The organism is Halomonas sp. OfavH-34-E, assembly GCF_024124525.1.
Lineage (GTDB): Bacteria > Pseudomonadota > Gammaproteobacteria > Pseudomonadales > Halomonadaceae > Halomonas > Halomonas litopenaei.
Map to the genome: position 1 here is coordinate 1 of NZ_JAMXRY010000020.1, position 26,846 is coordinate 26,846.

Here is a 26,846-nt window from a genome sequence, read left to right on the forward strand (position 1 = left end):
GGCCGCCTGCACGGCGTCGTCGCTGGCGGCAGTGGAGTCGACGCCGCGCCCGCCAAGACCGTCCTCGGCCAGGGCGATGATCTCCGAGGCGTTGCCGCGAATGACGCTGGGCCTCAAGTCCAGCAGCCTGGCGGCCGACTCTCGCCGATAGGCGGTGGCGCCAACGGCGACGGGGTCGAGCACCCAGGGGGTCTGGTGCTCGCCGGCACTGGTGGCAGCCTCGACCATGGCCTCGACCCAGTGAGGCGAGAGCGTACCGATATTGATCAGCACAGCGTCGGCCAATGCCGCGAACTCGGCCGCTTCCTCACGCGCATGGACCATGGCCGGTGAAGCGCCCACGGCCAGCAGCACATTGGCGGCGCTGTTCATGGCCACGTAGTTGGTCAGGCTATGGACCAGCGGCGCCGCCTGGCGCAGCCGGGTCAGCCGTGCGCCGATGTCGGCGCCGGTGAGTGTCGTCGTCATGACAGGCCTCCCTGGCGTTGGACGAAGGCGGTGAGGGTCGCCTTGCAGGGAGTCATGATCCGGTCACTGCGCGCCGCTGTAAAGCGGCGATGGCCTGAGATATCCCCCTTGAGCCGGGAGACGGTGAACCGCGACAGCTCGCCGGGCGTCAGCCCAGCAGTTGCAGTGCGATCAATACCCCCAGGGCGGCGAGGGCGAGCTCGCGAACCGGTACGCCGTTGCCGCTGTCTGTGGCGTCGTCTCGACGCTCCGAGCTTGCGGTTCGGGGCCACAGGGCGAGGCCACCGAGAATCAGGCTGAGGCTACCGAGGGGCAGGCTGATGGACGACCAGAAGGCCATCAGGGCGAGGCCGCCGACCAGGGCCAGAGAGATACGAAGAAGCCCCTTGGTGGCGAAGCGGGGGCGAGTACGGGAGACCTGCTGTAGGAAGGGCATGTTCGGAATTCCTTGTCGGTGCAGGGGGCGGGCCAGAAGACATCTACTGACACCATCGCTAGGGCTGCAGCGTAGCGGCTTTGCCTTAACGCGCGCTTAAGCTTTATTGAAAGATTTGTGACAAGGTCTGATGCGCGAATCTGCAAAATGTTCAGTCGGCGAGCTGCGACATTGGTCGAACGCCATTGGCAGAGCGTGGGAATCGTGGGGGCAGAGGGCGCGTCGCGCCTGGCTCCGTCGTCGCCTTCAAGGGCGACCTGCAAGGGCGACCTGAAAGGGTGACCAGCAAGGGTGATCTGCAAGGGCGACCGCAATGGCCTCCTGCCAAGGCGGTCTGTCTGGACGTGGATCAAACGCGTGCGTCAGGCGCGGATATAGGCCCAGCCCTGGCGCTGGCCCTCGGCCAGGGTGAGTACCGCTGCCTCGACGATGGCCAGTCCCCGGGTGTCGACGATGCCTTGGGCGTCGAGACTGTTGCGACACAGTCTTAACCATGCGTCGGTGTCGTCCGGGGTGGCGACGGCGGCGGCCACACCGCCGGCGTTGGTGATGATCAGCACCTCGGCCTCGGGGCTGGCGGCCTTGAGGTTGCGGGCATTGCGCCTGGCGCGGGCAAGACTCTCGGCGCAGGGAGCGTGAAGCATCACCTTCAAGCGTGAATCGCCCGCTTCACGGGGGGGCAGGCCGGTATCGCTCATGACGCCTCCGGGGCGGCGCCGATCAATGTTTCCAGATGATGGACCTGGGCGCCGAAGTCGGAATGCTCACGGCGATTGTCGGTGGGCAGCGTGATCTCGAGGGTGTCGATGACCCGCGCCGGGGCCCCGCCCTGATGTCCACCGAGCACCATCACCCGGTCTGCCAGCAGCACCGCCTCTTCGATGTCGTGGGTAACGAAGACGATGGCGGCCTCGGTGCGCTGGCGCAGGTCGATCAACTCGTTCTGCAGGCGACGGCGAGTGATCGCATCCAGCGCCGAGAAGGGCTCGTCCATGAACAGCACCCGGGGCTTTACCGCCAGCGCCCGGGCGATGCCGACACGCTGTTGCTGGCCGCCGGACAGGGTGGAGGGGAAACGCTCGGCCATGTCGCCCAGGCCGACCAGCTCCAGCGGCGCAAGGGCGCGGCGCTGGCGCTCGTCCCGGGACAGCCCCAGTCCCTCTAGCCCGAGCGCCACATTGGCGCGGATGCGTCGCCAGGGGAACAGCCGTGGCGCCTGGAAGACCATCGACCAGGGCCGCGCTCCATCACGTGGGCTCTCGTCCAGCCAGCGCTCGCCTGCCACCGCCGGCAGCAGGCCGCAGAGTGCCCGCAGCAGGGTCGACTTGCCGACCCCGGAGGCACCGACGATGGCGATGAACTCCCGTGGAGCCAGGCGCAGGTCGACATGTTCGAGCACGCGCTGGCCGCCGAAGCCCAGGGCCAGGTCATGGGCCTTGAGCACGCAGGCGTCGGCGTTGCGTTCGGCTGTCAGGGTGTCCATATCAGCAGCCTTTTTTGCAGATGCAGGAAGCCCAGGTCGAACAGGGCGTAGAGCGCCGCAATGGTCAGCATGTAGACCACCACGATATCGGTGGCCAGCAGGCCCGAGGCCTCCATCATGCGCTGGCCGATGCCGGGAATGCCGAACAGTTCGGCCGCGACCACGGTCATCCAGCCCTGGCCGAGGCCGGCGCGCAGGCCACCGAGGATGCCGGGGGCCGCCGCGGGCAGGCTGACCTTGGTCAGGCGGGCCAGCAGCGAACCCTGGCCGAAGGCCCTGGCTACCTCGTCATAGCCGGGGTCCACCGCACGCACCGCGCTGTAGCTGGCGAAGTAGTTGATCCAGAACACCCCGATACTGATGATGAAGGCCGCCGCCGATGGCGTGATCCCGAACCAGATGATGGCGAAAGGGATCCAGGCCAGTGGCGGGATCGGGCGCAGCAGGCGCGCCAGCCAGGCGTGCAGGGCGTCGAACACCGGCAGCAGGGCCGCCGCTACGCCCATGGCGATGCCTGCCAGCGAGCCGATGGCCACCCCTACGCTGTAGTGAGACAGGCTCGAGCTGACGACTTCCCACCAGATGCCGTCGACCACCTCGCCCCAGAAGACCGTCGGGATCGCAGAGGGCAGCGGAACCAGATTGCCGGGCAGCAGCCCCAGGCGCAGTGAGATCTCCCAGAGTGCCACAAAGGCGACGAGCCCCAGCGCACCGAGGCCGGTGCGCCGGCTACGAGATACCGACTTCATGGGCTCGTGTCGCCTTCTTCGGCGTCTGCGTCAGCGCTTGCGGTCAGGTCGTCGTACCAGCGGGTGTCGAACAGAGTGTCGATGTCGAGGCCCTGCTTGAGGGTGCCGTTGGCCAGCTGGAAGTCATGCATGGTGCGGGTGCCCTCGACGATCGCGTGGGGATCGGCGCCGTAGTTGGCGAAGGGCGAGGACAGTGCAGCCTCTACGGTTTCCAGCGGCACCAGACGCTTGCCGACGAACTCGCGCACCGAGGGGGCGACCTGCTGTGGCGTATCGACCAGGGCGTGGGTCGCTCGCAGGTGAAGTTCGAGCAAGGTGCTGACGGCATCGGGGCGCTGTTCGAGCAGGCTTTCGCGTGCTGCCAGCACCGCGCCGGGTTGACCCGGCAACATGTCCGAGGCGTGGGCCACGATCTGGGCGTCGTCGAGGCGTTCGGTCACGGTGGAGAGTATCGGCTCCAGGGTCGAGGCGGCGTCCACTGCACCGGCCAGCAGCGCCTGCTGGACACGATCGGCGCCCATGGCGACGATCTCGACGGCGTCACTGCCGATGCCCAGGCGTTCGTCCAGCCAGTAGCGCAATACCGTGTCGGGTACCGAGCCCTTGGGGAAGGTGGCGATCTTGGGCCGACGGCCTTCGCGCTCGGTAAAGTCGGCGATGGCCTGGGCCGGGTCGGCGTCGGCCATCAGGCTGGCCAGTTCGCCGCGGGCGACCAGGCCGATCTGCTCCTGGATGGCGGCCGCCAGTACCTTGATCGGTACCCCGTTGGCGCGAGCCACCATGGCCGGGCCGATACCGAAGTACATGACGTCGAGATCACCCGAGGCCAGCGCCTGGACCATCGCCGGCCCGCTGGAAAAGCGTGTCAGCTCAAGTTCCAGGCCGGCCTCTTCGGTCCAGCCTTCGCCCTCCATCACGAATAGCTGAGCCACCGGCAGGATCGGCATATAACCAACCTCCAGCGGACCTTCGTCGGCGGCGATGGCGGTACCAGGCAGAAGCAGGGCGGCGGCGGTCAGCCAGCGGTAAAGGAGCTGGGGCATGGAGCCCTCCCGGAGCAATGAAGTTAATGATCAGCATGATAACGATCGGGGGACGAGGGCGACACGCAGGCGTGCGATCAATCCGTTATATGCTTATTAGGCATCGGAAGACGCCGACACGACGATGGCCGCCCGGGGGCGGCCATCGCTGAGGGGACAGGCTGTCTGACGTAGCGGTAGATAGAGAGGGGGCGCTGCTCGTCCCTCCCTCGGACACTTCTGTCCTTACGTCTGCCTGCTCCGTCCTTACTTCTTGCCCGGCTGTTTGACGTAACGCAGATACGGACGCTGTTCGTCCCAGCCCTCAGGGAACAGGGTCTTGGCTTCGTCGTTGGAGACGGCAGGCACGATGATGCAACGGTCGCCATGGTTCCAGTTCACCGGGGTCGCCACCTTGTAGCCGTCGGTCAGCTGCAGGCTGTCCAGCACCCTCAGGATCTCGTCGAAGTTGCGTCCGGTGCTGGCCGGGTAGGTCAGCGTCAGGCGCACCTTCTTGGCCGGATCGATGATGAATACGCTTCGCACCGTCAGGGTGTCGTTGGCGTTGGGGTGGATCATGTCGTATAGGTCACTGACCTTGCGATCGGCGTCGGCGAGCAGCGGGAAGTTGAGCCCGTGGCCCTGGGTGTCCTCGATATCGCCGGCCCAGGCGTGGTGATCTTCGATGGGGTCCACCGACAGGCCGATGGCCTTGGCGTTGCGTTTGTCGAATTCACCCTTGAGGCGCGACACTTCCCCGAGTTCGGTGGTGCACACCGGGGTGAAGTCCTTGGGGTGAGAGAACAGGATGACCCAGCTGTCACCGGCCCACTCATGAAAGTGAATGGTGCCGGCGGTGCTTTCCTGTGTGAAGTCCGGTGCGGTATCACCCAGTCGTAGCGTCATGGTCGTCTCCTTGGCGGTTGATGGCGACGGGCCCGGACGGACCCGTCGGGTCGATCGGTGAGACCGGGGCGCGGCCTCGTGGCAGCGAGCGTCAGGGCGCCGGCGCGGCCGCCCCGACGAAGCGATCCTGCCAATAGTCTATGGACAGCGAGGTGGTGGTGACCGTTCGCCCGCGTCCGGGCGCGTGGATCATCACATCGTCGCCGGCGTAGATGCCGACATGGCTGACCCCGGGACCCTTGCCGGTAGCGAAGAACAGAAGATCACCCGGCCGTGCCTCGTCGATGGGCGGCAGGCGCCGGTATTGCTCCCGGGATGAGCGCGGCAAGGGGATACCCGCCCGGGAATACGTCATCTGGGCCAGGCCGGAACAGTCCAGCCCGCGCGGATCGTTGCCGCCGAACCGGTAGGGGGTGCCGACGGCGCTGCGCGCCTCGGACAGGATCAGGGCACGTTCCATGGACAGTCCCTGGCCGCCGTCATCGGTGCTCAGCGGGGCCGAGGCACAGCCCCCCAGCAGCACCAGCAGCAGTGCCATCAGGGCTGTCCAAGAGGATCTGGTGTACCACGGCATCGAAGTGGTCATTGCGGCTTTCCCTGCACAGACGAGGCGCCCTCTACGGTACTCTGCCCTACCAGGCAGGCCAAGGGGGCCGAGGCGTAATGTGTCGCTGGCGCCGCAGGCGTAGCGACAACGACAATGACAAGGCGACCAGGCGACCAGGCGACCAGGCGACCAGGCGCGGACGCGACCGACAGGCCGATGCCCCCTGACGACAGGAGATACGTGCCCCCTAACGAAAGGAGATGCGTGTGCCGTTGGCCAGCATCTCGTCGGGGGTCATGGCCTTGCCCTCCACGCCGATCATCTCGTCACCGCACTGGTCGGTCCAGGTCAGGACGCCATGGGTCAGGCCGACGCCGCCGAGTAACTCGCGGATCTCGCCGGTGCCGAGAAAGGTGCGGGTTCGCCCCTTGTCGTCGGCAAGCTCTGTGGTGCCGTTGGCGTGATGAAAGCGCACCGTGTAGATGCCATCCATCGACTCCACCTCGACGATGGGCGAAAACCCGCGGGACAAGGCCTTGGCGAGTGCCTTGAGGGTAATCTGGCGCTCCAGGGTGTAGTCGATGTCAGCCATCTTGGTGTTTCCTCCGGCGAAACGGGCCTCTTAAGACTGGTCCAGCAAAGGACTTCTGGCAAACAGGTAAGTGCGGTGCCGTGACCCAGTCGTTGAAGGCGCGTTCTTGAGGCGGTGTGCCGAGCCGGTATGGTTGATGGCTTCTACAGCTATCGACAGGTGAACCATGCGACACCATTCCATGCCCTTGGCCCTGGCGGCCTCGATTGCGCTCGCGGCTTCCTTCGGCGCCCATGCTCAGGACCAGGAAGATGCCCAGGTTCGTTTTTCCGTGCCCGCCTGGCCCGGTGTAACGGTCAAGACGGCCCTGGCATCCACCCTGCTCGAGACCCTGGGCTACGAGCCGGTCCAGGAAGAGCTGGGCTCCACCATCACCTATCAGGCCCTGCGCCAGGGAGAGCTCGACGCCTTTCTGGCGGCCTGGTTGCCGGCCCAGCAGGGCATGTACGACGCCAGCTTCGAGGATGGCGAGTCCAAGCTCGAGGACCTTGGCAACAACGTCGACGGTGCGCGCCTCGGCTTTGCCGTACCCACCTACGTCTACGAAGCCGGCGTGAAAACGGCGGAGGATCTGGACAAGGAAGAGTTTGCCGACAAGCTGGACCGCACCATCTATTCCATCGAGGTGGGCTCCGGCATGAGCGACTCGCTCAACAGCGCCGTGGATGAGGACACCTACGGTCTGGGTGACTGGAACCTGTCCGAGACCTCGACGCCAGGCATGCTGAGCGCCGTGGACGCGGCGATCGATCGTGAAGAGTGGATCGTGTTCGCCGCCTGGACCCCGCACTGGATGAACATCGAGTTCGACGTGCGTTATCTGGATGACCCCGAGGACATGTGGGGACCGGAAGGCGGCCGCAGCGACGTGCGCACCCTGGTGCGCAGCGAGTTCGCCGAGAGCCACCCCAATGCCACCCGTCTGCTCGATCAGCTGGTGTTTACCGCCGATGACCAGAGCGCCATGATCCGTGGCTTCAGCTACGAAGAGCGCGAGCCGGAGGCGGTCGCCGTAGATTGGCTGCGTGAACACCCCGAGGAGACCAAGAGCTTCCTTGAGGGGGTCACCACGCGCGACGGCGAGGAGGCCTGGCCCGTGGTGCGCGATGCACTGGAGATCCCCGAAGCCTGATGTCGGTTGCCTCAAGCGTCGACTGAAGACCGCCGTTTGGAGCGAAAGACGAAAGGACCGCCCCAGGGCGGTCCTTTGTTTTCTGCAGGTCGACAGGACGACGTGTGGCGTCCACTCGAGCTGTCGAGCGAGCGGGTCGTGATGACAGGATCAGTGGTCGTGGTCGTGGTCGTGGTCGTGGTCGTGGTCGTGGCCATCGTGGCTATCGTCATGACCCTCGGCATCGACCAACCCCTGATGCAGCACCTCGGCATTGTGCAGGATCATTCCCAGGTAGTGAGACGTCATCCCTTCTTCGGACAGGGCGCCGTTGTAGAGTGAGCCGGCGATGGGCACGCCGGTTTCCTCGGACAGTTGTTCCATCAGCGCCGGGCTGGACATGTTCTCGACAAACAGCGCCGGAATCTGGCGTTCACGGATGACGTCCACCATGCGCGCGATATCCGCCGCTGACGGTTCCGCTTCGGTGGACAGACCGACCGGCGACAGGAAGTCGATGCCGTAGGCCCGAGAGAAGTGGCCGAAAGCGTCGTGGCCGACGATGACCTGGGCGTGTTCCGGCAGGTCGTCGAGCAGCGCGAGCACCTGGTCGTGGGCCGCCTGGATATCCTCCATGTAGCTGTCGGCCCTGGACGCGTAGTGCTCGCTGTTGTCAGGGTCGACGGCGATCAGTCCGTCGCGGATATTGGCGACATAGATCAGTCCTGCCGACAGGTCGAGCCAGGCATGGGGGTCGTACTCGCCATGGTCGTGGCTGTCGTGATCATCGTGGCCGTCGTGATCTTCATGGTCTTCATGGCTGTCGTGATCACCGTGGCCGCCGTGCTCTTCATGGCTGTCGTGCTCTTCATGGCTGTCATGATCGTGGCCATCGTGCTCTTCATGATCGTGCTCTTTATGGTCGTGTTCGGCCCCTTCCTCTTTCTGGCGATGCAGCGATTGGCCGCCATAGGCCAGCAGCGGCACTCCGTCCGTGGCGACAACGGTCTTGCCCTGATAGCCGCTGGCGTCGAGCAGGCGCGTCATCCAGCCCTCGAACTGCAGGCCGTTGAGCACCACCAGGTCTGCCTCGGCCAGGGCCCTGGCGTCGGTCGGGCGAGGGGAGTAGACGTGGGGGTCGCTGTCGGGGCCGACCAGTGAGGTGACCTCGACCCTGTCGCCGCCGACGTTGCGTACCATGTCGGCCAATACACTGAAGCTGGCGACCACCTGGGTGGACTCGTCTGCCACGGCCTGGGGGCCAAGGGCGAGTCCCGTCAGGGCAATCCAGGCGTGGCGTTTGACGAAGGCATGAGGCAGTGACAGTGGCATGGACGTTGATCTCCGGTTGGTCAGGGGACGGCGGGGCGCGTCAGGCGTGGTCGTCGGCGCGCAGCGGTGTGGCGCGACGACGAAGGCGAGCAGAAAGACTGTGCTGGCGGCCAAACAGCGCCGACAGCAGATAGGCCACACCGGCCAGCAGGATGATGGCCGGTCCAGAGGGCAGGCTCAGGTGGTAGGAAATCAGCAGGCCACCGAGGCTGGCGCCCAGCGCGATCACCACCGACAGCACTATCAGGCCCTCGAGGCGCGTGCTCCAGAAGCGAGCGGTGGTGGCCGGCAGCATCATCAGACCGACCGCCATCAGCGTGCCCAGGGTCTGAAACCCGGCGGTAAGGTTGAGCACGACGAGCCCCAGGAAGACACCGTGGACCAGACCGCTTCTGGTGCCTTGGCTGCGCAGAAACAGCGGGTCGAGGCATTCCACCACCAGGGCGCGGAAGATCACCGCCAGGGTGATGACGATCAGGCTACTGATGCCGGTGATCAGCACCAGGGCGGTGGTGTCCACCGCCAGGATGGAGCCGAACAGCACATGGGTCAGATCGACACTGCTGCCGCCCAGGGCGACCAGCATGACCCCGGCCGCCAGCGAAATCAGGAAGAAGCTCGCCATGGCCGAGTCTTCCCGGTGGCCGGTGAGCTGGGACACGCTGCCGGCCAACAGCGCGATCAATAGCCCTGACAGCATGCCGCCAAGGCTCATGATGGGCAGCGAGAAACCGGCCATCAGAAAACCCAGCGCAACGCCGGGCAGGATGGCGTGGGACATGGCGTCGCCGATCAGGCTCATGCCGCGCAGCATCAGGAAGACCCCCAGCGGCGGCGCCGCCAGCGACAGCGCCAGGCTGGCCAGCAGTGCACGGCTCATGAAGGCATAGTCGAAAGGGGCGATCAGCCACAGGTACAGGGTGGAAAGCAGCGAGTCGAGCATTCAGACAGATCCAGGAAAGGTCAGCGGCAGTCGAGGTGGGCGGGTCAATTGACCGGTGTGACGCTCCACCAGCGCATCCGGCGTGGCCCAGCGGCCGTGGCCCTGGGACAGGATCAGGACGTCATCGGCCAGGCGTGCCAGTTGCTCCATGTCGTGCAGCACGATGATCAGGGTCGCCCCCTGTTCGGCCATCTCGCGCAGCACGTCCATCAGCATCTCGACGGTATCGACGTCGACGTTGGCAAAGGGTTCATCGAGCAGCAGCAGTTCGGCTTCCTGCATCAGCGTCCGGCCGATCAGGGCTCGCTGGCGCTGGCCTCCGGACAGCTCGCCCAGCGGGCGGTGGGCCAGCCGCGAGATGCCCAGACGTTCCATGATCTCGCGCCCACGGCGATAGTGAGCGGCGCAGTAACCCTTGAAGGCACCGTGGCTCGGCCAGGTGCCGGTCATGATCAGTTCCTCGACGCTCATCGGGAAGCTCAGGTCCAGCGCCAGCTGCTGCGGCAGCCAGGCGCGGCGCGCCGCCGGAACGGCGCATTCGACGCGGCCCGCGACCGGCGTCAAGTTGCCCATGATGGCCTGGATCAGGGTGCTCTTGCCGGCGCCGTTGGCGCCGATGAGCGCGGTGATGGCGCCATCCTGAAAGCGCCCCTCGAGATGTTCGAGCACGGTGCGCCCGCCGCGTGCCAACTGCAGATCATGCAAGACGAGGCGTGACATCAGTGCCACCATCCGGCGGACCAGGACACCGCCAGCCACAGTGGCAGCAGGGGAATCAGCACCAGCATCAGTCGGCGCCGCATGGACAGGGACATCAGCGAGAAGTGGCAAGGCCCTTCGGGGCGGTGACGATGGGTCATGCAGGATAGCTCCGGGGCAAATCGGTCGAGCAAAATGGTTGAAAGTTATAACATAACAATATCTGGGATTCCACGACTTCCCTCCCTCGGGCCATCCACTTGAGGTAGCCGCCAGAGCGTTCGAGGCAGGCGTGGAACTTTCCTACAATCGGTACTGCAAAGAATGTCTTCCCACGATAGACTGAAATAAGGTGTCAGGTGTGCCTGGTCTCGCACAACAGGACAACGTTTCTACGGAGTTTTCAGGATGTCACGGATATTGCGGCGGATGGCGCTGGTCGGGGCGGCCCTTGGGCTGGCCCTGCTGACGTCGACCCACTGCGTGGCGGGCGGCAGTACCGGCTTGTACGTCGGTGTCGGCGCCGGCCAGATGCAGGGCGATGACGACTTTGACGACGAGGCGTCGGCGGCCAAGGTCTTTGCCGGCTACAACTTCGGCTGGCTGCCCTTCCTCGACCTGGGGGCGGAGCTGTCCTACCTCAACGGCGGTGAGCTCGACGGTGAGGTCGACGGCACCTCGGCACGGCTCGAGGTGGAGAGCCTGCAGGCCATGGGCATCGCCGGCTTCAGCTTTGGCCCCTTCGGCGTCTACGGCAAGGCCGGCATGGCGGACTGGGACGCCGACCGCAGCGGCAATGGCCTGAACAAGGACTATTCCGGCACCGACCCGGTATTCGGGCTGGGCGCCCGGGTGCAGCTGTTCGATGTGACCGGGCGTCTGGAGGTCGAGCGCATCGATGCCGACGAGATCGGGCACGTCGATAGCCTGACCGGCAGCGTGGTCTATACCTTCTAGCCTGGTGGGTGCGACTCAGGTACCGGTTTCCATCAGGTGCGTTCTACCCCGCAGGGCCGACGCCAAAGCGTCGGCCCTGCGCTGTTTTGTCGTCACGTATCGGCCGTTGGTACTAGTCGATTGACGATTTTTCGTCGGTTCAGAGGACGTTCTGCACAAAACGTGATGTAGGTCATGCTGATTGTGTTGTAAGTGATTACGCACACAAAGGTCAGTCAAAGGGGGTAGGGGAGGAGCAGTATAGAGTATGAATATCTTCCTGCTCGGTGCTCCCCATGCTCACGCTGCCCCACCGGTTCCCACGGCTGCCCGCCCTGTCGACGGAACCTCGCCGCATTTGTCGATGGATGGCGCTTCTCGTGCTGGCCCTGCTGGCGCTGGTCAGCTTGGTGCCCCATGGCGTGCCCGTCGACCTGGCTATCTGGGCCGGGGTACTCAATGCCATGCTGTTGCCGAGCATGGATCTGGTGCTGGGTGTATTGCTCGAGGGGCTTCGCCCGCTGCTGACCTCCCTTGAGCGTCCGTGGACGCGCCTCCTGCTTGTCGTTTTGGTTGCCGCCGCGATGTGGTGCTTCGCCATCTTTCTGCTGCCGCTGGCGCTGGCCTGCCGTCATCTGCGCGGCCATGGAGCAGCGCAAGACTACTGAGATGGCCGTCAGACCGTTACCATGATGGCAACGCATCGACGCCATCGAGGAATCCCATGACGACAACGCCCTTCGACCAGGCCCAGGCAAGGCTCGACGCCCTGCATGCCGAGGACCCTCGCCGCGTGGAGGTGGGCGGGGCGTCACAGCCCCAGGAGCTGTGGCACGCTGGGCGCATGAGCGCCTGGCTCGAGCGACTCGATCCCGAAGCACCGGAGCTGGTGCAGCTTGCCGTGCACAACCAGCACCTGAAACGCTGGGAGGTGCCGCGCAGTGACTATGAAGAGGGCCGCATCGGCTATTTGACCTGGCGACGTGACCAGGGCAAGCGCGCCGGCCAACTGGCGGCGGAGGTGATGCGCACCTGCGGCTACAGCGACGCTGACGCCGAGGAGGTGGCGCGGATGATCCGCAAGCAGGGACTGGGGCGCAACCCCGGCACCCAGGCGGTGGAAGACTGCGCCTGCCTGGTGTTCCTCGAGAACTACTTCGCCGACTTCTCGCGTCAGGTCGATCACGACCACCTGATCCGCATCGTCCAGATGACCTGGAAGAAGATGTCCCCCGCCGCCCACCAGCTCGCATTGGGCCTGCCCATGAGCGACGAGGCCCGTGCCATCGTCGAGGAAGCGCTGGGGTAGGCAGGGTTGCAAGTGGGCTGCTCAAGCAGCTGGGGGGCGCGAAAGCCTGGGAAGGGCGCCAGTACCAGGGGCTTACCGATTGAATGGGCGCCTGGCTGTCTGGAGGCCGCGACTCTGTTGATATGGCTGATGTGTTGTCGCCAGAATCCACGAGGCGAGAGGTGGCCGAGGGCTCGGGCTCTGTGAGCGTGAAGGAAGATCGAAGGCTAGGCTCTGTCCGAAAAGTCGGCGAGCGAAGGTTAGACAAGGCAAAAATCGGTGAGACAGCGCAGTTTACGGGGTGTAAATGAGCATGTTGATTCGACTTTTAACGCCGTATTACCGAGCGCAGGCACTTTTCAGACAAGCCTTAGCGGTATCGCCAGCGAATCAGTAGCAGGCTCACGCCGAAAACGACGGCGGGCATGAGCCCCAGGACAATGATGGCGGCATTGTGACTCATGAGCTGCCTCCTTTGACGGCATCTTCGGCCGCGCGCAGATGGCCGAGGTAAGTGGCAATCCCCGCCAGGGTTACTGTGGCCAGGCCTATAGCCAATAGTAACAGCCCCACCGGGGCGTGCCTGTTGATCGTGGCGCCTATGGTCAGGCCGACGTACAACTATCGCCTCGGGGGAAGCGACACCTCTCATACTATCCCGGTTGAGTGACATACAAGCGATGCACCTGTGCAGCCCAGCGCCCGGGCGGGGGTACTGGGCCCTCGCCCCGGGACTCGTGTGGAAAAGACAAGGGGGCGAGCAACTTGGCCAACTTGGCGTTGTTCGCCGTGCTCCTTTCGCTGCCCTCTGTTCGCCGCGGGCGAGGGGACTCCTTCCTTTTGACTGGACACATTGTTCCACCGTACAACACGTCCATTACCTAGCCCTAGAACCCCTTGGCCTGCCCTCTGGGCCTTGCCGGGGTGGGCTTGTCGCAGCGCAGGAACTGGCCGTCACCGGCTTGGCCGCAGGGCTTGCCGTCGCGGGCGACGACCTGGCCCCGGCACAGCGCCATGACCACCCGCCCGGTCAGCTCCAGGCCTTCGTAGGGGGTGTAATCCACCGCATGGTGCAGATCGTCGTTGCGCACCGTGACCCGGGCCTCCGGGTCCCATAGGGTCAGGTCGGCGTCGCTGCCCACGGCGATGGTGCCCTTGCGCGGATAAAGGCCGTAGATCTTGGCCGGGTTGGTGGCGGTCAGCGCGACGAAGCGGGTGGCGTCGATGCGCTGCTTGACCACGCCCTCCGAGAAAAGGATCGCCAGGCGCGTCTCGAGCCCCGGGATGCCGTTGGGGATGCAGGAAAAACTCGCCTCCTCGCCATGCAGCTTCTTGCCCTTGTCGTCCTCGTAGCGGAAGGGCGCATGGTCCGACGAGAACACCTGGAAAACACCGCTTTCCAGCGCCTCCCACACCGCCTGCTGGGCCGCCGGGTCCCGGGGCGGTGGGCTGCACACGCACTTGGCGCCTTCGAAGCCGTCCTGGTCCAGGTCATCGGCGGTCAGCATCAGGTACTGGGGGCAGGTTTCGCCGTAGACCCGCAGGCCACGGCTCTGGGCCCAGCGGATCTGCTCGATCGCCTGGGGGCCGGAAACGTGGACGATCAGCAGCGGTACGTCGATCAGCTCGGCCAGCGAGATCGCGCGGTGGGTGGCCTCGCGTTCGGCGATGGAGGAGTGGGCCTCGGCGTGGTAGCGCGGGGCGGTGTGGCCTTGAGCTTCCAGCAGTTCGGTCAGGTAGGCGATGCAGTCGGCGTTTTCGGCGTGGACCATGACCATGGCGCCCTCGCGGCGGGCCAGCGCCAGCACCTCGAGCACCTCTCGGTCGTTGAGCTTCAGGTCGTCGTAGGTCAGGTAGATCTTGAACGAGCTGTAACCCTCCTCGATCAGCGCCGGCAGCTCCTCGCGCAGCACCGTCTGGTTGGGGTCGGTGACGATCATGTGAAAGGCGTAGTCGATCATCGCCTTGCCGTCGCTCTCGCGGTGGTAGTCCTCCACCGCCGCGCGCAGTGACTGTCCCTTGAACTGGGCCGCGAAGGGAATCACCGTGGTGGTGCCACCGGCCGCCGCCGAGCGGGTACCGCTGGCGAAGTCATCTGCCATCACCGCGCCGTCACCCAGCGGCTGGGCCAGGTGGCAGTGGGCGTCGATGCCGCCGGGCATCACCCACAGGCCGCTGGCGTCGATGGTCTCGCCGACTGGGCCTGCACCCTCGGCGAGTCCTTCGCCGAGGGCGACGATACGCCCGTCGCGAATGCCGATATCGGCGACAAAGCGGTCGGCGGCGGTGATCACGGTGGCGTTGGTGATCAGAGTATCGAGGCGTTGCATCTTGCTCTCCAGAGACCGGCTCGCGCCGGAGTTATTCATTGTTGTTCAGGTGCTTGGTGCCAAGGCGTAGCGGATATCGCCGATCATCCCATCACCCCCGGCAGCCACAGCACGATGGCAGGCCATGCGGTGATCAGGGCGACGAAGGCGAGCATCACCGCGAGGAAGGGCAGGCTGCCGATCATCACGTCGACGATCGAGCCGCGTCCGCGCACCCCCTGCACCACGTAGAGGTTCATGCCGATGGGCGGGGTGATCAACGAGATTTCCATCATGATCACCAGAAATACGCCGAACCACACCGGATCGAAGCCGAACTGCACCACCATGGGCACCACGATGGGTACGGTAGCGATCATCATCGACAGGGTCTCGAGAAAGCAGCCCAGCACCAGGTAGAACACCACCAGTGCGAGGATCAGCCCCAGCGGCGACAGTCCCAGTTCCGAGACCCACTGGGTCAGGGCGAAGGGGATGCCGAGAATGCCGACGATATAGTTGAGAAAGAACGCCGCAGAGATGATCAGCATGATCATGGCGGTGGTACGTGCCATGGACAGAAAGCACTCGTGAAGCATGGCGATGGTCAGCTTGCGGTTGAGCGCCGCGAGCAGCAGTGCTGCCACCACCCCCAGGGCGGCGGCCTCGGTGGGGGTCGCCCAGCCGCTGTAGATGCTGCCGATGACGATGGCGAAGACGAACGCCGGCGGCAGCAGATCGACCAGCGAGCGCAGACGTTGGGCCAGCGGCACGCGCGGCTCGCGCTCGCCGGCGACCCCGGGGCGCAGCAGGCTCATGCCCATGATCACCAGCATGAAGGTGGCAGCCAGGGCAAGCCCGGGTACGATACCGGCGATAAACAGGGCGCCGATGGAGGTGTTGGTGATCGCCCCGTAGATGATCATGTTGATGCTGGGTGGAATCAGGATGCCGAGCGTCGCCCCGGCGGCCAGGGTGCCCAGCGCCAGGCGCTCGCTGTAGCCGCGTTCAGCGAAGGCCGGCAGGGCCACGGTGCCGATGGTGGCGGCGGTGGCCACCGACGAGCCGGACATGGCGGCGAACACCGATGAGGCGCCGATGTTGGTGTGCAGCAGACCGCCAGGCAGGCGGTTGAGCCACACCGACAGCGCCGAGTACATGCGCTCGGTGATGCCGGCCCGCAGCAGCAGCTCGCCGAGCAGGATAAACAGCGGAATGGCGGTCAGGATGAAGTCGTTGAGGGTGCCCCACAACAGGTCGCCGAAGGAGAACAGCAGCGGCGTGCCCAGGTAGAGCATGGCGCCGAGGGCGGCGGTGGTGAAGATGGCCACCGCCACATGGATGCCCAGCGCCATCATGGAAATCATCAGGGCAAAGCCCAGCAGTACCTCGGTGACGGAGATCATGGTGTCTTCTCCCGGCCGGCTATCTGGCCATCCGCCGAATGGCCAGGCGTGGCAGCCTCCGCTGCAACATAGTGGCGGCGTGCCTCGTCGAGCTCGTCATCGGCGCTGAGCGGGTCGCAGCCGGCGTTGAGCGCGCCGACCTGGCCGCGCGCCAGCTGGACGCCGGCCCGGACGGCGGCTCGCAGGGTGACGATGGCGAACACCGACAGCCCGATCAGCCACAGCGACTGGGGGATCCACAGCGGGGTCTGCAGCGGGGTGCTGGCCAGGCTGGAGAATTCCAGGGTCTCGCCCAGGGTCGCGCCCGCCCGCCACAGCATAAACAGCGAAAACACGCACAACAGCACCAGCGCCACCAGGTTGAGCAGGGCGCGCAGCCGGGGCGGCAGTCGCGTCAGCAGGACGTCGACCCGGGTATGGGCGCGCTGGGTCAGGGCGAAGGCGAAGCTGAAGGCGACACCGATAGCCAGCACATAGCCACCGATCTCGTCGACCCCCTGCAGCGAGAAGGCGAAGAACTTGCGCGCCAGCACCTCGAAGGTGATCAGCGCAGACAGCAACAGCGCGCCGTAGCCGGCGGCCAGAGCGGCACCGCGGGACAGACGGGCAAGTCCCCGGTCGAGCCGGGAGTCCGGTGATACAGCCATCGATGCGGCAGCGGATGCAGCGCCGGGCGATCTGGCGTCGGGTGGCGAATGCGCACCGGAGGGACGGGAATCGGACATCGGGATGCTCCTGGGGTCGGGGCCGCCGCATTGGCGGCCCCTGGTCGTGGGCGACAGGGTCGATCAGCCGCCGCTCAGGGCGCGCTGGCGCTCAGGCCGGTGACCTCGCCGACGCTTGCGTTCCACAGCGCGGTGCACTCGGGGTAGCGGGCGTCGCAGGTCTCCGCCCACACCGGCAGCACCGCCTCGGAGGTGATCTGCTCGATGCGCGCGCGGGAGTCCTCGTCGATGTCCACCAGGGTCATGTCGTAGGCGGTGTGGTTCTCGCAGCTCGGCTGACCGGTATTGCAGGCGATGGCGTCGTCGTTGACGGTGTAGGCCAGGTCCCACATCTGGTCCTCGAGGCGGGCGAAGGCTTCGCTCAGCGACGCCTGCTGCTCGGCGTCGAAGCCGTTCCAGGTGTCCAGGTTCATGAAGTGGCCCTGCACCGAGTAGGACAGCGGCAGCGGCACGAAGTGATCGGTCACCTCCGGCCACTTGCCGTTACTACCGGCCGACGGTGCGGTCACTCCGCAGTCGGCGACGCCGCGCTGCAGCGCCAGGTAGACCTCGCTGAACTGCAGCGTCACCGGCACCGCGCCGAGTCCTTCCACCAGCCGTGACATGGACGGCGTGAACACCCTCACCTTCTTGCCCGCCAGGTCGTCGGCACCGTTGATGTCACCGTTGCAGAACATCATCTGCGGGCCGAATGGCCACAGCGTCATCAGCTTGGCGTTGAAGCGTTCCTGCAGGCGGGCGTCGAAGTCGGCGCGGAAGGCGTCCACCGCCTCGCGCTGCTGGTCCAGGTCGGCGGTGACCCCGGCCAGATCGATGCCCTCGAAGAACGGCTCGTCGCGGGAGGCCATACCGATCTGCACCGACATCACGTCGAAGGCACCGGAGCGTATGTTGCGCAGGGCGTCCGCGGCTTCCACGCCGATGGCGTCCATCGGGTTGTAGCTCACCGCCAGGTCGTCACGGGCATCGAGCTCGGCGAAGAAGGGCCGCTCCACGTTGTCCACGTGAAGCTTGTTGCCGGAGAAATTGCCGGCCACTCGCAGCAGGGTTTCGGCCTGGGCCTGGCTGGTGGCCACCAGCAGGGGGGCGGCGATCAGGGCGCCTAGGGTAAGCCGGCGGGTCGTCGTCACGAGGGTGGGAGTCGTCATGGGAGAACCTCATCTTGTTGTTGGTGGTTGTTGCAGGTGCTGATGTTGCTATTGCTGTTTCTGTGGAGAGGGGCGGGGGAGTGTCAGCCGAGCCGAGGGTCGTGAAACAGCTGGCCCCAGCCGTTGATGGCGCTCGGGTCCTGGCCTGCCAGCAGCAGGCTCTTCCACACGGTGACGCTGACCGAGTCGTAGATGGGGATGCCGAGCTCTCGCTCCAGCTCCTCGACGATGCCGGCCCCGCGCAGGTTGGTGCACAGGATGGTGATCGCCTCCGGCTCGGCTCGGGCGACCTCGCGGACCATCTCGGCCAGGGTCCGCTCATCGTATTCGGAGAACGAGAAGTTGCCGCGGTCGTTGAGGTGGCGCTCGGCCACCACCTCGACTCCTTCACGCCGGTAGTTGTCGACGATGGCGGTCTGGATGTCGTCAAGGTATGGGGTGACCAGCCCTAGACGCTTGACCCCGGTGCGCTCGAGCACCTCGTTGAGCGCCAGCACGCTGCTGGTCGCCGGTATGCCGGTGGCTTCGGTGATGGCGGCGCACAGGCGGCGGTCGGCGTCGAACCCGAGCCAGCTCGAGGAGGTGCCATTCCAGGCGATCACGTCCATGCGGGCATCGCTGAGCAGGCGGGCGGCGTCAAGCTGTGGTGCGGGGTCGAACTGGGCCAGGGCCGCCTCGCTCAGCGAGATTTCCTTGACCGTGAAGCGCTGAAAGTGGGCACTGACCGCTGGCATGAGGTCCCGCAGGATGGCGCTGGTGTAGGGCTCCAGCACGGTGTTCGACGAGGGGGTCAGCATTCCGAGAAGGGTGCGTTGCATGGGCGTGGCGATCCTGTGCAAGGTCGTGTTGTTGTTGTGTGTGGCGCGCCCCGGAGGCGGATCGGCGGTGGCCGGTCTTGCCTGTGGCGCGCTACACTGAATCTTGAAAGAAATTCGGAATTCCAAATTTCTACGACCTTTTCAGCATTGCATAACGTCGAGTTTTTGCAAGTACACTGCATCAATCGCCGTGACATCTTGCTGTGAAGGCGGCAGTGAATACCTGGCGACCGTCGTGGAATCCGCGCCTTGGGATCTTCGATGGAGTGTGGAAACAACTTTGATTTCAGCGCTTTGTTGAGTGCTGGTGGTCGATGGTCGGCGTGCTGAGCACTGGGTGCCCGCTCCAGGGCGCTGTGGGCTGAAGCGACGCCCCAGTCCTCCGCAAGCAGCCAGCATGAGCACCCAGGAGCACCGAGGAGCAAAAGGAGCCGCCATGAACGAGTCCCTGGATCAGGACGTGCTGTCACCGCCTCGCCCGGCGCCGCTCAAGCGCTCGAGCCTTTACGAGGCGGTGGCCGAGCGCCTGCGCGAAATGGTACTGGAAGGAGAGCTGGCCCCCGGCAGCCGGATCGCGGAAAAACCGCTGTGCGAGGCCTTTGGGGTGTCGCCGACGCCCCTGCGCCAGGCGCTCAAGGTGCTGGCCAGCGAAGGCCTGGTCGAGATGCTGCCCCATCGTGGAGCCCGGGTGACCAGGGTGGATCGTGACGAGGTACGTGATCTGTTCGAGGTCATGGCGGCACTGGAATCGCTGGCGGGCAACCTGCTGGCGGTGCGCGCCTCCGATGCCGACATCGCCGAGATCCGCCGGCTCCATGACGAGATGATGGGTTATTTCGCGGACAATCAGCGCAAGCGCTACTTTGCCCTCAATCAACGCATTCACCAGCGTCTGGCGGACCTGTCCGGCAATCGGGTGCTGAAGGACCTGGAGCAATCGCTGACGTTGCGTATCACCCGGGCGCGCTACATGGCCAACCTGGACGCCAGTCGCTGGGAGGAGTCCGCTCGCGAGCACAGCTACTTCGTCGAGGCGCTTGAGGCGCGGGACGCCCAGGCGCTGTCCGAGGCCCTGAGCCTGCATATGCGCAAGACCGGCCAGGCCGTGCTGCAGGGGCTGCCCGACAACGCTGGCGACGACTGACCGCGAGCGTTGCCTGGCGCGGGGCCGCAGGTGCTGGCCGCGCCGTCCCCGGAACCCTTTCTGCCGAACCTTTTCTCCCGAACGCTTTCTCCCAAACCTTTGCCCTCGAGCCCCTTTTCCCAGGGCTCTTTTCCCTTCGAGCCTCCCCTCAAGCCCTGCACCAAGGGGCTTGGGCCCACTGCTCCTTGCTACCGGACACTCCCCGCCGTGCACGGCTTGCCACCCATGGTTCGACACCCACGGCTCGGCGCCCGGAAGATCTCCTGTCGCATGGCCCCCCTCATGTCATGAGTCGCTTCTTGCTGGATTTGAAAATAGCAACTATCTGAAAAATAGAGTGTTTAAAAAAAATAGTATTCAAGATTTGGAATTCTTGAGTGTGTTCGACTAAGGTCAAAGCAGGTGGGCTCGCTTGAGCGTTCCATCACCGATTCCTTACCCAATACCAACAACAAGGATTGCGACATGACGACTCCCTCCCGTCTTTCCCTGCTGGGTGCCGGCGCGCTGGCCCTGGGTCTTTGCACACCGCTGCTGGCCCAGGCCGAAGACCTGCGCTTTGGCGGCAACTTCACCGATGATCACTCCAGCAGTCGCGCCATGGCGCGCTTCGCCGAGACCCTGGCGGAGCAGAGCGATGGCGATCTGACAGCCCAGCTGTTCCCCAACATGCAGCTTGGCGGCGCCGGCGAGAATCTCGATCAGGTCAGTTCCGGCGCCATCATGGGCAGCTGGATCGGCATCTCCTACCTGTCGCGTACCGTGCCGGAACTCGAGGCGCTGAGCCTGCCGTTCGCCTTCGACAGCCGCGAGGACGCCTTTGCGCTGATCGACGGCGAGGTCGGCGAGCTGCTCGACGAGAAGCTCGCCGAGGCCGGGTTCGTGGCGCTGGGCTACATGGAGCTTGGCTTCCGCCACGTCACCAACGCCGAGCGGCCGCTTGAGTCGATCGAGGACTTTCAGGGCCTGAAGATCCGCCTGCAGCCCAACCAGACCCACCTGGACACCTTCCGCGCCATCGGTGCCAATCCGGTGTCGATGGACATCAAGGAGGTCTACGGCGCGCTGCAGCAGGGGGTACTCGATGGTCAGGAGAACCCCTACAGCATCATCGAGACCAAGCGTCTGGACGAGGTGCAGCCGTACCTGTCCGATACCGGCCACTTCTACGACTACATCGTGGTGGTCGCCAATCGCGACAAGTTCGAAGACCTGAGCGACGACCAGCGTGCCACCCTGATGGCGGCCATGGACGAGGCGGTGGCCTGGCAGCGTGAGACCGCGGCGGCCGAGGATACCCAGGCCCGCGATACCCTGATCGAGCGCGGCATGCAGTTCACCCCGATCAGCGACGAGACCCGCGCGGCCCTGCGCGAGGCCAGCCAGAGCGTAGTGGATGATCTGCGCGAAAAGCTCGGCGCTGAGCTGGTCGACAAGGTGCTCGAGGAGCTGGGGGCATGACACGGGCCTGGCAACGCCTGGAGGCCCACGCGGGCCATCCGGTTCGGCGCCATTTCCTGCATCTGCTGGCGTGGCTGGACCGTGGCTCCTACTACGCCATCCTGCTGGCCATGGGCCTGATGACGGTGCTGGTGTGCGCCCAGGTGGTGGCACGCTACCTGCTCGGCACCAGTATCGACTCCGCCGATGAGCTGTCCCGGTTGTGCTTTGTGTGGGCGATCTTTCTGGCCATTCCCCACGGTATCAAGAGTGGCATCCACGTCGGTATCGATGCCCTTGTCAGCCACTTGCCCGCCGGCGCCCAGCGCCGGCTGGCCCAGCTGATGGCGGCGTTGGGGGTGGTACTGATGGTGATCCTGGGGGTGGTGGGAACCGGTGCGGTGATCGACAAGTGGCCGCAGCTTATGCCAACCATGCCGATCACCGCGGCGGTGTTCTATATCGCGGTGCTGATCTCGGCGATCCACTGTGCGCTGCATCTGATCGCCCAGTGCCTGGAGCTTGAGCCGCTGCCTTCCGCCCCGGTTGGACCCGACTCAGGCCATGACCGCGGTGAGGAGGTGCGCCCATGACCCTGGCGATTATTCTGAGCTTTGCGGTACTGGCGCTTCTGCGTATGCCGCTGGCCTTTGCCCTGGGCCTTGCCTCGCTGGTGGGGCTGGTCGTTGGCGGCATGGACCTGGCGGTGCTGCCCCAGCGCATGATGCACTCGGTGGACAGCTTTCCACTGATGGCGATTCCGCTGTTCATGCTGGCCGGCGAGTTGATGGTGGCGGCAGGGATCCTTCAGCGCCTGGTCGACTTCGCCAACTCGCTGATCGGCCGCGTCCACGGCGGGCTCGCCCACGTGGCGATCGTCGCCGGGATGGTGCTGGCGGCGGTCAGCGGGGCGGCGGTGGCCAGTGCCAGCGCCCTGGGCAGTTCGCTGGTGCCGTCCATGCGTCAGCAGTACGACACCGGCTACAGCAGCGCGGTGGTTGCCTCGGCGGCCAACCTGGGGGCGATCATCCCGCCCAGCAACGCGATGATCGTCTACGCCTTGATGGCCGGCTCCAGCGTCTCGGTAGGCGGGCTGTTCATGGCGGGTATCGTGCCGGGACTGGTGCTGGCGCTGGGCTTCATGGGCCTGGCCAGCTTCCTGTCGATGCGCCGTGGCTATCCGCTGGCCGGCGGAGTCATCGGGCTGCGCCACGTGCTGGTGCAGACCTGGCGGGCGCTGCCCATTCTGCTGATGCCGATCGTCGTGGTCGGCGGCATCGTCGCTGGTGCCTTCACCCCGACGGAGGGGGCCGGCATCGCCGTGCTCTACGCGCTGGTGATCGGCTTCTTCGTCACCCGCCAGCTACGCCTGTCGCACCTGCCGCGGGCGATGTTCAACGCCGCGGTCACCGCCGCCATGGTGGGGGCGCTGATCGCCTTCGCCTCGACCATGACCTTTGCCTTCACCATCGATCTGGTGCCGATGCGTCTGACCAGCGCCCTGCAGGGGCTGACCAGCGACCCGCTGATGTTCCTGCTGCTGGTGATGGGGCTGTTGATCCTGGTCGGCATGTTCGTCGAGTCCAACGCCGCCTACATCATGCTGGTGCCTCTGCTGGCGCCGATCGCGCTGTCCTACGGCATCGATCCGCTGCTGTTCGGCTTTCTGTTCGTGATGAACCTGGTGGTGGGCATGATGACGCCGCCGGTGGGGGTGCTGCTGTTCGTGATGTGCGGCATCTCCAATATCAGCCTGAACGAGCTGATGAAGAGCGCCTGGCCCTTCATCGTCTTCCAGTACGTGGTGCTGGTGGCGTGTATCGCCTTCCCCTCGCTGGTCACCTGGCTGCCGCGGGCACTGGGGTACTGAATGATCGAGGTACTGACGTCTGAGGTACTGACGACTGAAGTACGGCATCGACCGAACGACAAGCTACGAAAAGGCCGAGGTGTCGCATCCGGCGCCTCGAACCGGCCCACCACAAAGAGACTGCCATGAAGCTTCTGGTCATCAATCCCAATATTTCAGACGACGTCAGTGCGCTGATCGAGCGTGAAGCACGGGCAAGCCTGCGCCCGGGCAGCGAGCTGAGCATCGCCACCGCGCCCTTCGGTGTGGCCTACATCGAGACCCGCGCCGAGGCGCTGATCGGCGGCTATGCGACCCTGGGTCTCGCCGCCGAGCGCTACCCCGGCCACGACGCTGTGGTGGTGGCCGCCTTCGGCGATCCCGGTCTGCCCGCGTTGCGCGAGGCCCTGCCGATCCCGGTGGTGGGGCTGACCGAAGCGGCGCTGATGAGCGCCTGTCAGTACGGCGGGCGTTTCTCGATCATCGCCATCTCCCAGCGCATCCAGGCCTGGTACCGCGAAACCGTGGACAGCTACGGCCTGGGCTCGCGGCTGGCCAGTATCCGCGCCCTGGACGAACCCCTGGCCGCCATCGGCAGCGTGCAGCAGGACCAGGGCGGGCGCCTGATCGAGCTGGCCGAACAGGCGGTCAGAGAGGACGGCGCCGACGTGCTGATCCTGGCCGGGGCCCCGCTGGCGGGGTTGGCCCGCCAGGTCGCCGCCGAGCTGCCGGTGCCGGCGCTGGACGGCGTGACCTGCGCCATCACCCAGGCCCAGGCGCTGGTCGATCTCGGTCGCGCCAAGGCCACCGTCGGCAGCTACGCCGCGCCCCCCGACAAGCCGCACAAGGGCTTGAGCAGGGAGCTGGCAACGCTGATCGGCCGGCGCTGACCTCTCGTCTCCGGGCCAGCCCCGTCGCTATACTTGGACGCTGGCCCTATCCTTGTTCCTTTCCCTCACCGGTCGCTGGATCCTGCCCATGACGTCGACAACCGACGACGCCACCGTCGCTTCACCCTCCGATAGAGGCGCGCGTCAGCGAGCGCCTCACCGCCGCCGTATCCAGGCGCCGTCCCTGGCCGATGAAGCCTACGACCTGCTCAAGGGGCTGATCGTCCACGGTGAGCTGGCCCCTGGGGAGCGTCTGCTGGAGCCGGCTCTGTGTCGGCGTCTGGGCATCTCGCGCACACCCCTGCGCGATGCCTTGAACCAACTGGCGGGCGAAGGCCTGGTGACCCTGCGGCGCAATCGCAACGCCCTGGTCACCCTGCTTGATGGTGACGAGCTGCGTCATCTGTTCGAGGTCGAGGCCGGGCTCGAGGCCATGGCGGTGGAACTGGCGGCCGGGCGCATGACAGAGACCGAGCTCAAGCGGCTGGCCTCACTGCAGACCCGCCTGGAAAAGCAGCACGCCAAGGGCGATCGCGACGGCTACTTCGCCACCAATACCCGTATCCACGCGCTGCTGGTCGAGGCGGCGCGCAATCCGGTGCTGGTGGAAACCCACCAGCGCCTGCTGGGTCGGTTGGAGCGGGCGCGCTATCTGGCGCTGAATCGCCTCGGCCGCTGGCAGGAGTCCACCGATGAGCATCGCGCCATCCTCGATGCCTTGATCGCCAGGGACGCCGACCTTGCCCGCCGCCACATGCACGAACACGTCATGCACACCGGTGTCGCCATCAGCGCATTGCTGACACGCTGAGTCCTGCGATAGACACGGCGACGGTTGCCTGCTTCTTCTGGTCGCTGAACAGAGATGATCAGGACGAGCCTTGACAGGCCATCCAAACACGACCATATTGCAAACGTTAATGATTCTCATTGTTTTGGGCTATCAGCGTCTGCAGGAGGCCGTCATGTCCTATCGCATCAAGACCGCGCTTCACGGAGCCAACCCGACCCTCGAGATCTTCGACGTCAGCTCGGGCTCCATGCGCATGGCCTGGGAGTACCCGAAGGAGGTGGGCAGCGAAGAGAAGGATCCCGAGCTTGCCTCGCTGCGCCGAGAGGAGGCGATCCACGAGCTGTTTCGGCGGCTGTTTCTGCTGACCACCGAACAGTACCTGAAAGGCGAACTCGGCAGGGACGGAAGCGAGGCGTCAGGGTCACACGGCGGTGGGCACAAGGCGCATTGAATGGGTGGTCTGGCAGGGCTTGCCGTGGCGTAGCCACAGCACCTTGTCGGTCAGGTCCATGACCACGCTGAACAGCGTTTCCATCCGCTCGGCTTCAGCGACGCTCGGGTCGAAGTGGCGACACAGGCTGTCCTCGCCGGGGGTATGATCGCCGAGCAGATCGAACAACCGCTCGGCGTCGAGGGTGGCGCTCTCGTTGGGGGCTGTGCTCGCTGTACCCCGTTCTGTCCCCCTCTCATCCGCACCCGAGCCATCCATACCCAGGTCGTCGAGCAGTTGCTCGACCAGCGCGTCGAGACGACTCAGGCGGGACCAGGAGTCCGGCTTGGGGAAGTCCTCGACCCAGTGGGTGGCGGTGTCACTGACCAGGTGATTGGTATGGGTGACGACCCCGCGAGCCGATGCGATGGTTCCCGGTTGCCCGGGGTGAACCTCGAGCCCTTCCGCCTGGCCGCTGCCGTCGGCCAGCAGGAAGTGGGCGGGTGCACAGACACCGTCGTGGGCGATCTGCCGGGCGGCGTCGAGGGTCTCGCACTCGAGCATGGCGCGCAGGGCGATATGGATCGGCAGACCCTCGCCACAGGTCGCCGAGCGGATGGCATTGAGTCCGACTCCGACGCCATTGGCGTTGAGTCCTATCTTGCCGACCATGCCGGCCTCGCCCACGCTGATCAACGGCGGCGCACCGGGAGCCTGGATCTCGAGGATCACCAGATGGTCGAGTTGGTCGGCGCGCCAGTCCCAGTTCTGGGCGAGCCACTGGCGGCCGGCGTGATAGAGCGAAAAGGCCGAGCAGCCACCGCCGGCGCGGGTCAGCGACACCTCGCTGCGACAGTTGAGGGTAAGCACGTCGGCCAGATCACCGCCGATGCCCTGGGCGATGCCGTCTAGCTCCTCGAGGATGGCCGGGTAGCGCCGCTCGATCATCGGCAGGAAGCGTTCGGCGTCGCGTCGCGCCTCGTGCCAGTGCAGGCCCGCCAGGTCATGAAACAGTCGGTCGTAGACGTCGATGCTGGCAAGGATCGCCTCACGGTGCTGACTGCCGTGGGCACGACCGATGTCGAGGCGGCTGCCGGAGAGCCTGGTGGGTGTCAACGACGAGCAGGAGGGGGTGGGAGAGGACGTGGAGGGGGTCATGAAGTGCTCCCTGCGATCGAAGCGGCTGGCGCCGGGTCGCTGACATGGGTGGATATTCCCTCAGCGTAGCAGTTCTGCGCTTGGCATGGCGTCGTAGAGATGGCCATCGAGGTGTCTTGGATGAATTTTAATATATTGATATCGTTCAGTTTTTACACGATTCGCTACCCTTCTCGACAATTCCTGGCGAGACTCCCACAGAGCGTTTCACTTTATTAGTCTGC

At 65.4% G+C, this 26,846-nt stretch carries 30 protein-coding genes; 11 read left to right on the top strand and 19 right to left on the bottom strand.

Features of this window, described 5'->3' with window-relative positions; genetic code table 11:
• From NH448_RS10325 to NH448_RS10365, 9 genes are all read right to left on the bottom strand, one after another.
• Positions 1-468, bottom strand: a 468-nt coding sequence (locus NH448_RS10325; protein WP_253028760.1) for a hydroxyethylthiazole kinase, incomplete at its 3' end; no start/stop codon positions are given.
• Positions 469-616: 148 nt separating this feature from the next.
• Positions 617-904, bottom strand: coding sequence for a hypothetical protein (locus NH448_RS10330; protein WP_045993501.1), 288 nt, complete (start codon positions 902-904; stop codon positions 617-619).
• A gap of 362 nt (positions 905-1,266) precedes the next feature.
• Positions 1,267-1,602, bottom strand: coding sequence for a hypothetical protein (locus NH448_RS10335; RefSeq protein WP_045993500.1), 336 nt, complete (start codon positions 1,600-1,602; stop codon positions 1,267-1,269).
• Positions 1,599-2,387 carry an ABC transporter ATP-binding protein gene (locus NH448_RS10340; RefSeq protein ID WP_083970481.1) on the bottom strand — a complete coding sequence of 263 codons (789 nt, stop codon included), beginning with the start codon at positions 2,385-2,387 and terminating at the stop codon, positions 1,599-1,601. Before NH448_RS10340 ends, NH448_RS10335 begins: the two co-directional genes overlap by 4 nt.
• The gene (locus tag NH448_RS10345; RefSeq protein ID WP_108132144.1) at positions 2,375-3,136 is read right to left on the bottom strand and encodes an ABC transporter permease; all 762 of its coding nucleotides are present in this window, start codon (positions 3,134-3,136) and stop codon (positions 2,375-2,377) included. The genes NH448_RS10340 and NH448_RS10345 overlap by 13 nt, the downstream gene beginning before the upstream one ends.
• Positions 3,133-4,179 (bottom strand): ABC transporter substrate-binding protein, encoded by a 1,047-nt coding sequence (locus NH448_RS10350; RefSeq protein WP_045993498.1) that lies wholly within the window; start codon positions 4,177-4,179, stop codon positions 3,133-3,135. The genes NH448_RS10345 and NH448_RS10350 overlap by 4 nt, the downstream gene beginning before the upstream one ends.
• Before the next feature lie 246 nt (positions 4,180-4,425).
• Complete coding sequence (locus NH448_RS10355) at positions 4,426-5,064, bottom strand: peroxiredoxin (protein ID WP_045993497.1); 639 nt, start codon at positions 5,062-5,064, stop codon at positions 4,426-4,428.
• A gap of 91 nt (positions 5,065-5,155) precedes the next feature.
• Complete coding sequence (locus NH448_RS10360) at positions 5,156-5,602, bottom strand: C40 family peptidase (RefSeq protein WP_240184218.1); 447 nt, start codon at positions 5,600-5,602, stop codon at positions 5,156-5,158.
• 256 nt (positions 5,603-5,858) lie between these two features.
• Positions 5,859-6,203, bottom strand: a complete 345-nt coding sequence (locus NH448_RS10365; RefSeq protein ID WP_045993496.1) for a hypothetical protein — start codon at positions 6,201-6,203, stop codon at positions 5,859-5,861.
• A gap of 166 nt (positions 6,204-6,369) precedes the next feature.
• Between NH448_RS10365 and NH448_RS10370 the strand changes: the two genes are divergently transcribed.
• Positions 6,370-7,335 carry an ABC transporter substrate-binding protein gene (locus NH448_RS10370; protein ID WP_045993495.1) on the top strand — a complete coding sequence of 322 codons (966 nt, stop codon included), beginning with the start codon at positions 6,370-6,372 and terminating at the stop codon, positions 7,333-7,335.
• Positions 7,336-7,485: 150 nt separating this feature from the next.
• Here the strand turns inward: NH448_RS10370 and NH448_RS10375 are convergent, their stop codons facing one another.
• Genes NH448_RS10375 through NH448_RS10390 form a run of 4 tightly spaced genes read right to left on the bottom strand, consistent with a single transcriptional unit; the run spans position 7,486 to position 10,449 of the window.
• Positions 7,486-8,646 (bottom strand): zinc ABC transporter substrate-binding protein, encoded by a 1,161-nt coding sequence (locus NH448_RS10375; protein ID WP_045993494.1) that lies wholly within the window; start codon positions 8,644-8,646, stop codon positions 7,486-7,488.
• Positions 8,647-8,686: 40 nt separating this feature from the next.
• Complete coding sequence (locus NH448_RS10380) at positions 8,687-9,589, bottom strand: metal ABC transporter permease (RefSeq protein WP_108132148.1); 903 nt, start codon at positions 9,587-9,589, stop codon at positions 8,687-8,689.
• On the bottom strand, positions 9,590-10,309 hold the full coding sequence (locus tag NH448_RS10385; protein ID WP_045993493.1) for an ATP-binding cassette domain-containing protein: 720 nt from the start codon (positions 10,307-10,309) through the stop codon (positions 9,590-9,592).
• A complete protein-coding gene (locus tag NH448_RS10390) occupies positions 10,309-10,449 on the bottom strand; it encodes a hypothetical protein (RefSeq protein ID WP_181248609.1) in 141 nt (46 codons plus the stop codon). The genes NH448_RS10385 and NH448_RS10390 overlap by 1 nt, the downstream gene beginning before the upstream one ends.
• A gap of 247 nt (positions 10,450-10,696) precedes the next feature.
• Here NH448_RS10390 and NH448_RS10395 point away from each other — a divergent pair, with 247 nt between their 5' ends.
• The 3 genes from NH448_RS10395 (at position 10,697) to NH448_RS10405 (ending at position 12,533) form a co-directional block, all read left to right on the top strand.
• Positions 10,697-11,245: an outer membrane beta-barrel protein gene (locus tag NH448_RS10395; protein WP_052704403.1), complete on the top strand. Its 549-nt coding sequence runs from the start codon at positions 10,697-10,699 to the stop codon at positions 11,243-11,245.
• A gap of 275 nt (positions 11,246-11,520) precedes the next feature.
• Positions 11,521-11,892 carry a hypothetical protein gene (locus tag NH448_RS10400; RefSeq protein WP_124805224.1) on the top strand — a complete coding sequence of 124 codons (372 nt, stop codon included), beginning with the start codon at positions 11,521-11,523 and terminating at the stop codon, positions 11,890-11,892.
• Positions 11,893-11,948: 56 nt separating this feature from the next.
• Entirely contained in the window at positions 11,949-12,533 is a 585-nt protein-coding gene (locus NH448_RS10405; RefSeq protein ID WP_045993490.1) for a DUF4202 domain-containing protein, read from the top strand.
• Positions 12,534-13,399: 866 nt separating this feature from the next.
• On the opposite strand, the gene hydA is transcribed toward NH448_RS10405, so the two are convergent.
• The 5 genes from hydA to NH448_RS10430 form a co-directional block, all read right to left on the bottom strand.
• Positions 13,400-14,881, bottom strand: coding sequence for a dihydropyrimidinase (hydA, locus tag NH448_RS10410; RefSeq protein ID WP_083970361.1), 1,482 nt, complete (start codon positions 14,879-14,881; stop codon positions 13,400-13,402).
• A gap of 44 nt (positions 14,882-14,925) precedes the next feature.
• Complete coding sequence (locus NH448_RS10415) at positions 14,926-16,227, bottom strand: TRAP transporter large permease (RefSeq protein WP_083970360.1); 1,302 nt, start codon at positions 16,225-16,227, stop codon at positions 14,926-14,928.
• Positions 16,224-16,952, bottom strand: coding sequence for a TRAP transporter small permease (locus NH448_RS10420; protein WP_052704324.1), 729 nt, complete (start codon positions 16,950-16,952; stop codon positions 16,224-16,226). The genes NH448_RS10415 and NH448_RS10420 overlap by 4 nt, the downstream gene beginning before the upstream one ends.
• 74 nt (positions 16,953-17,026) lie before the next feature.
• Complete coding sequence (locus NH448_RS10425) at positions 17,027-18,100, bottom strand: TRAP transporter substrate-binding protein (RefSeq protein ID WP_045992406.1); 1,074 nt, start codon at positions 18,098-18,100, stop codon at positions 17,027-17,029.
• Between the two features lie 83 nt (positions 18,101-18,183).
• The gene (locus NH448_RS10430; RefSeq protein WP_253028761.1) at positions 18,184-18,918 is read right to left on the bottom strand and encodes an aspartate/glutamate racemase family protein; all 735 of its coding nucleotides are present in this window, start codon (positions 18,916-18,918) and stop codon (positions 18,184-18,186) included.
• 436 nt (positions 18,919-19,354) lie between these two features.
• Between NH448_RS10430 and NH448_RS10435 the strand changes: the two genes are divergently transcribed.
• The 7 genes from NH448_RS10435 to NH448_RS10465 all read left to right on the top strand — a co-directional run bounded on the left by NH448_RS10435 (position 19,355) and on the right by NH448_RS10465 (position 25,485).
• A complete protein-coding gene (locus tag NH448_RS10435) occupies positions 19,355-20,062 on the top strand; it encodes a GntR family transcriptional regulator (protein WP_045992404.1) in 708 nt (235 codons plus the stop codon).
• Between the two features lie 465 nt (positions 20,063-20,527).
• Positions 20,528-21,523 (top strand): TRAP transporter substrate-binding protein, encoded by a 996-nt coding sequence (locus NH448_RS10440; protein WP_253028762.1) that lies wholly within the window; start codon positions 20,528-20,530, stop codon positions 21,521-21,523.
• Complete coding sequence (locus tag NH448_RS10445; RefSeq protein ID WP_124805238.1) at positions 21,520-22,095, top strand: TRAP transporter small permease; 576 nt, start codon at positions 21,520-21,522, stop codon at positions 22,093-22,095. Before NH448_RS10440 ends, NH448_RS10445 begins: the two co-directional genes overlap by 4 nt.
• Positions 22,092-23,372, top strand: a complete 1,281-nt coding sequence (locus NH448_RS10450) for a TRAP transporter large permease (protein ID WP_108132155.1) — start codon at positions 22,092-22,094, stop codon at positions 23,370-23,372. Before NH448_RS10445 ends, NH448_RS10450 begins: the two co-directional genes overlap by 4 nt.
• Positions 23,373-23,497: 125 nt before the next feature.
• Entirely contained in the window at positions 23,498-24,241 is a 744-nt protein-coding gene (locus NH448_RS10455; RefSeq protein ID WP_045992402.1) for an aspartate/glutamate racemase family protein, read from the top strand.
• Between the two features lie 88 nt (positions 24,242-24,329).
• Complete coding sequence (locus NH448_RS10460; RefSeq protein WP_108132156.1) at positions 24,330-25,052, top strand: GntR family transcriptional regulator; 723 nt, start codon at positions 24,330-24,332, stop codon at positions 25,050-25,052.
• A gap of 154 nt (positions 25,053-25,206) precedes the next feature.
• A complete protein-coding gene (locus NH448_RS10465; RefSeq protein ID WP_045992400.1) occupies positions 25,207-25,485 on the top strand; it encodes a hypothetical protein in 279 nt (92 codons plus the stop codon).
• On the opposite strand, the gene NH448_RS10470 is transcribed toward NH448_RS10465, so the two are convergent.
• Positions 25,456-26,622: a C45 family peptidase gene (locus NH448_RS10470; protein ID WP_045992399.1), complete on the bottom strand. Its 1,167-nt coding sequence runs from the start codon at positions 26,620-26,622 to the stop codon at positions 25,456-25,458. The two genes, NH448_RS10465 and NH448_RS10470, sit on opposite strands and share 30 nt — an antisense overlap.
• Between the last annotated feature and the right edge of the window lie 224 nt (positions 26,623-26,846).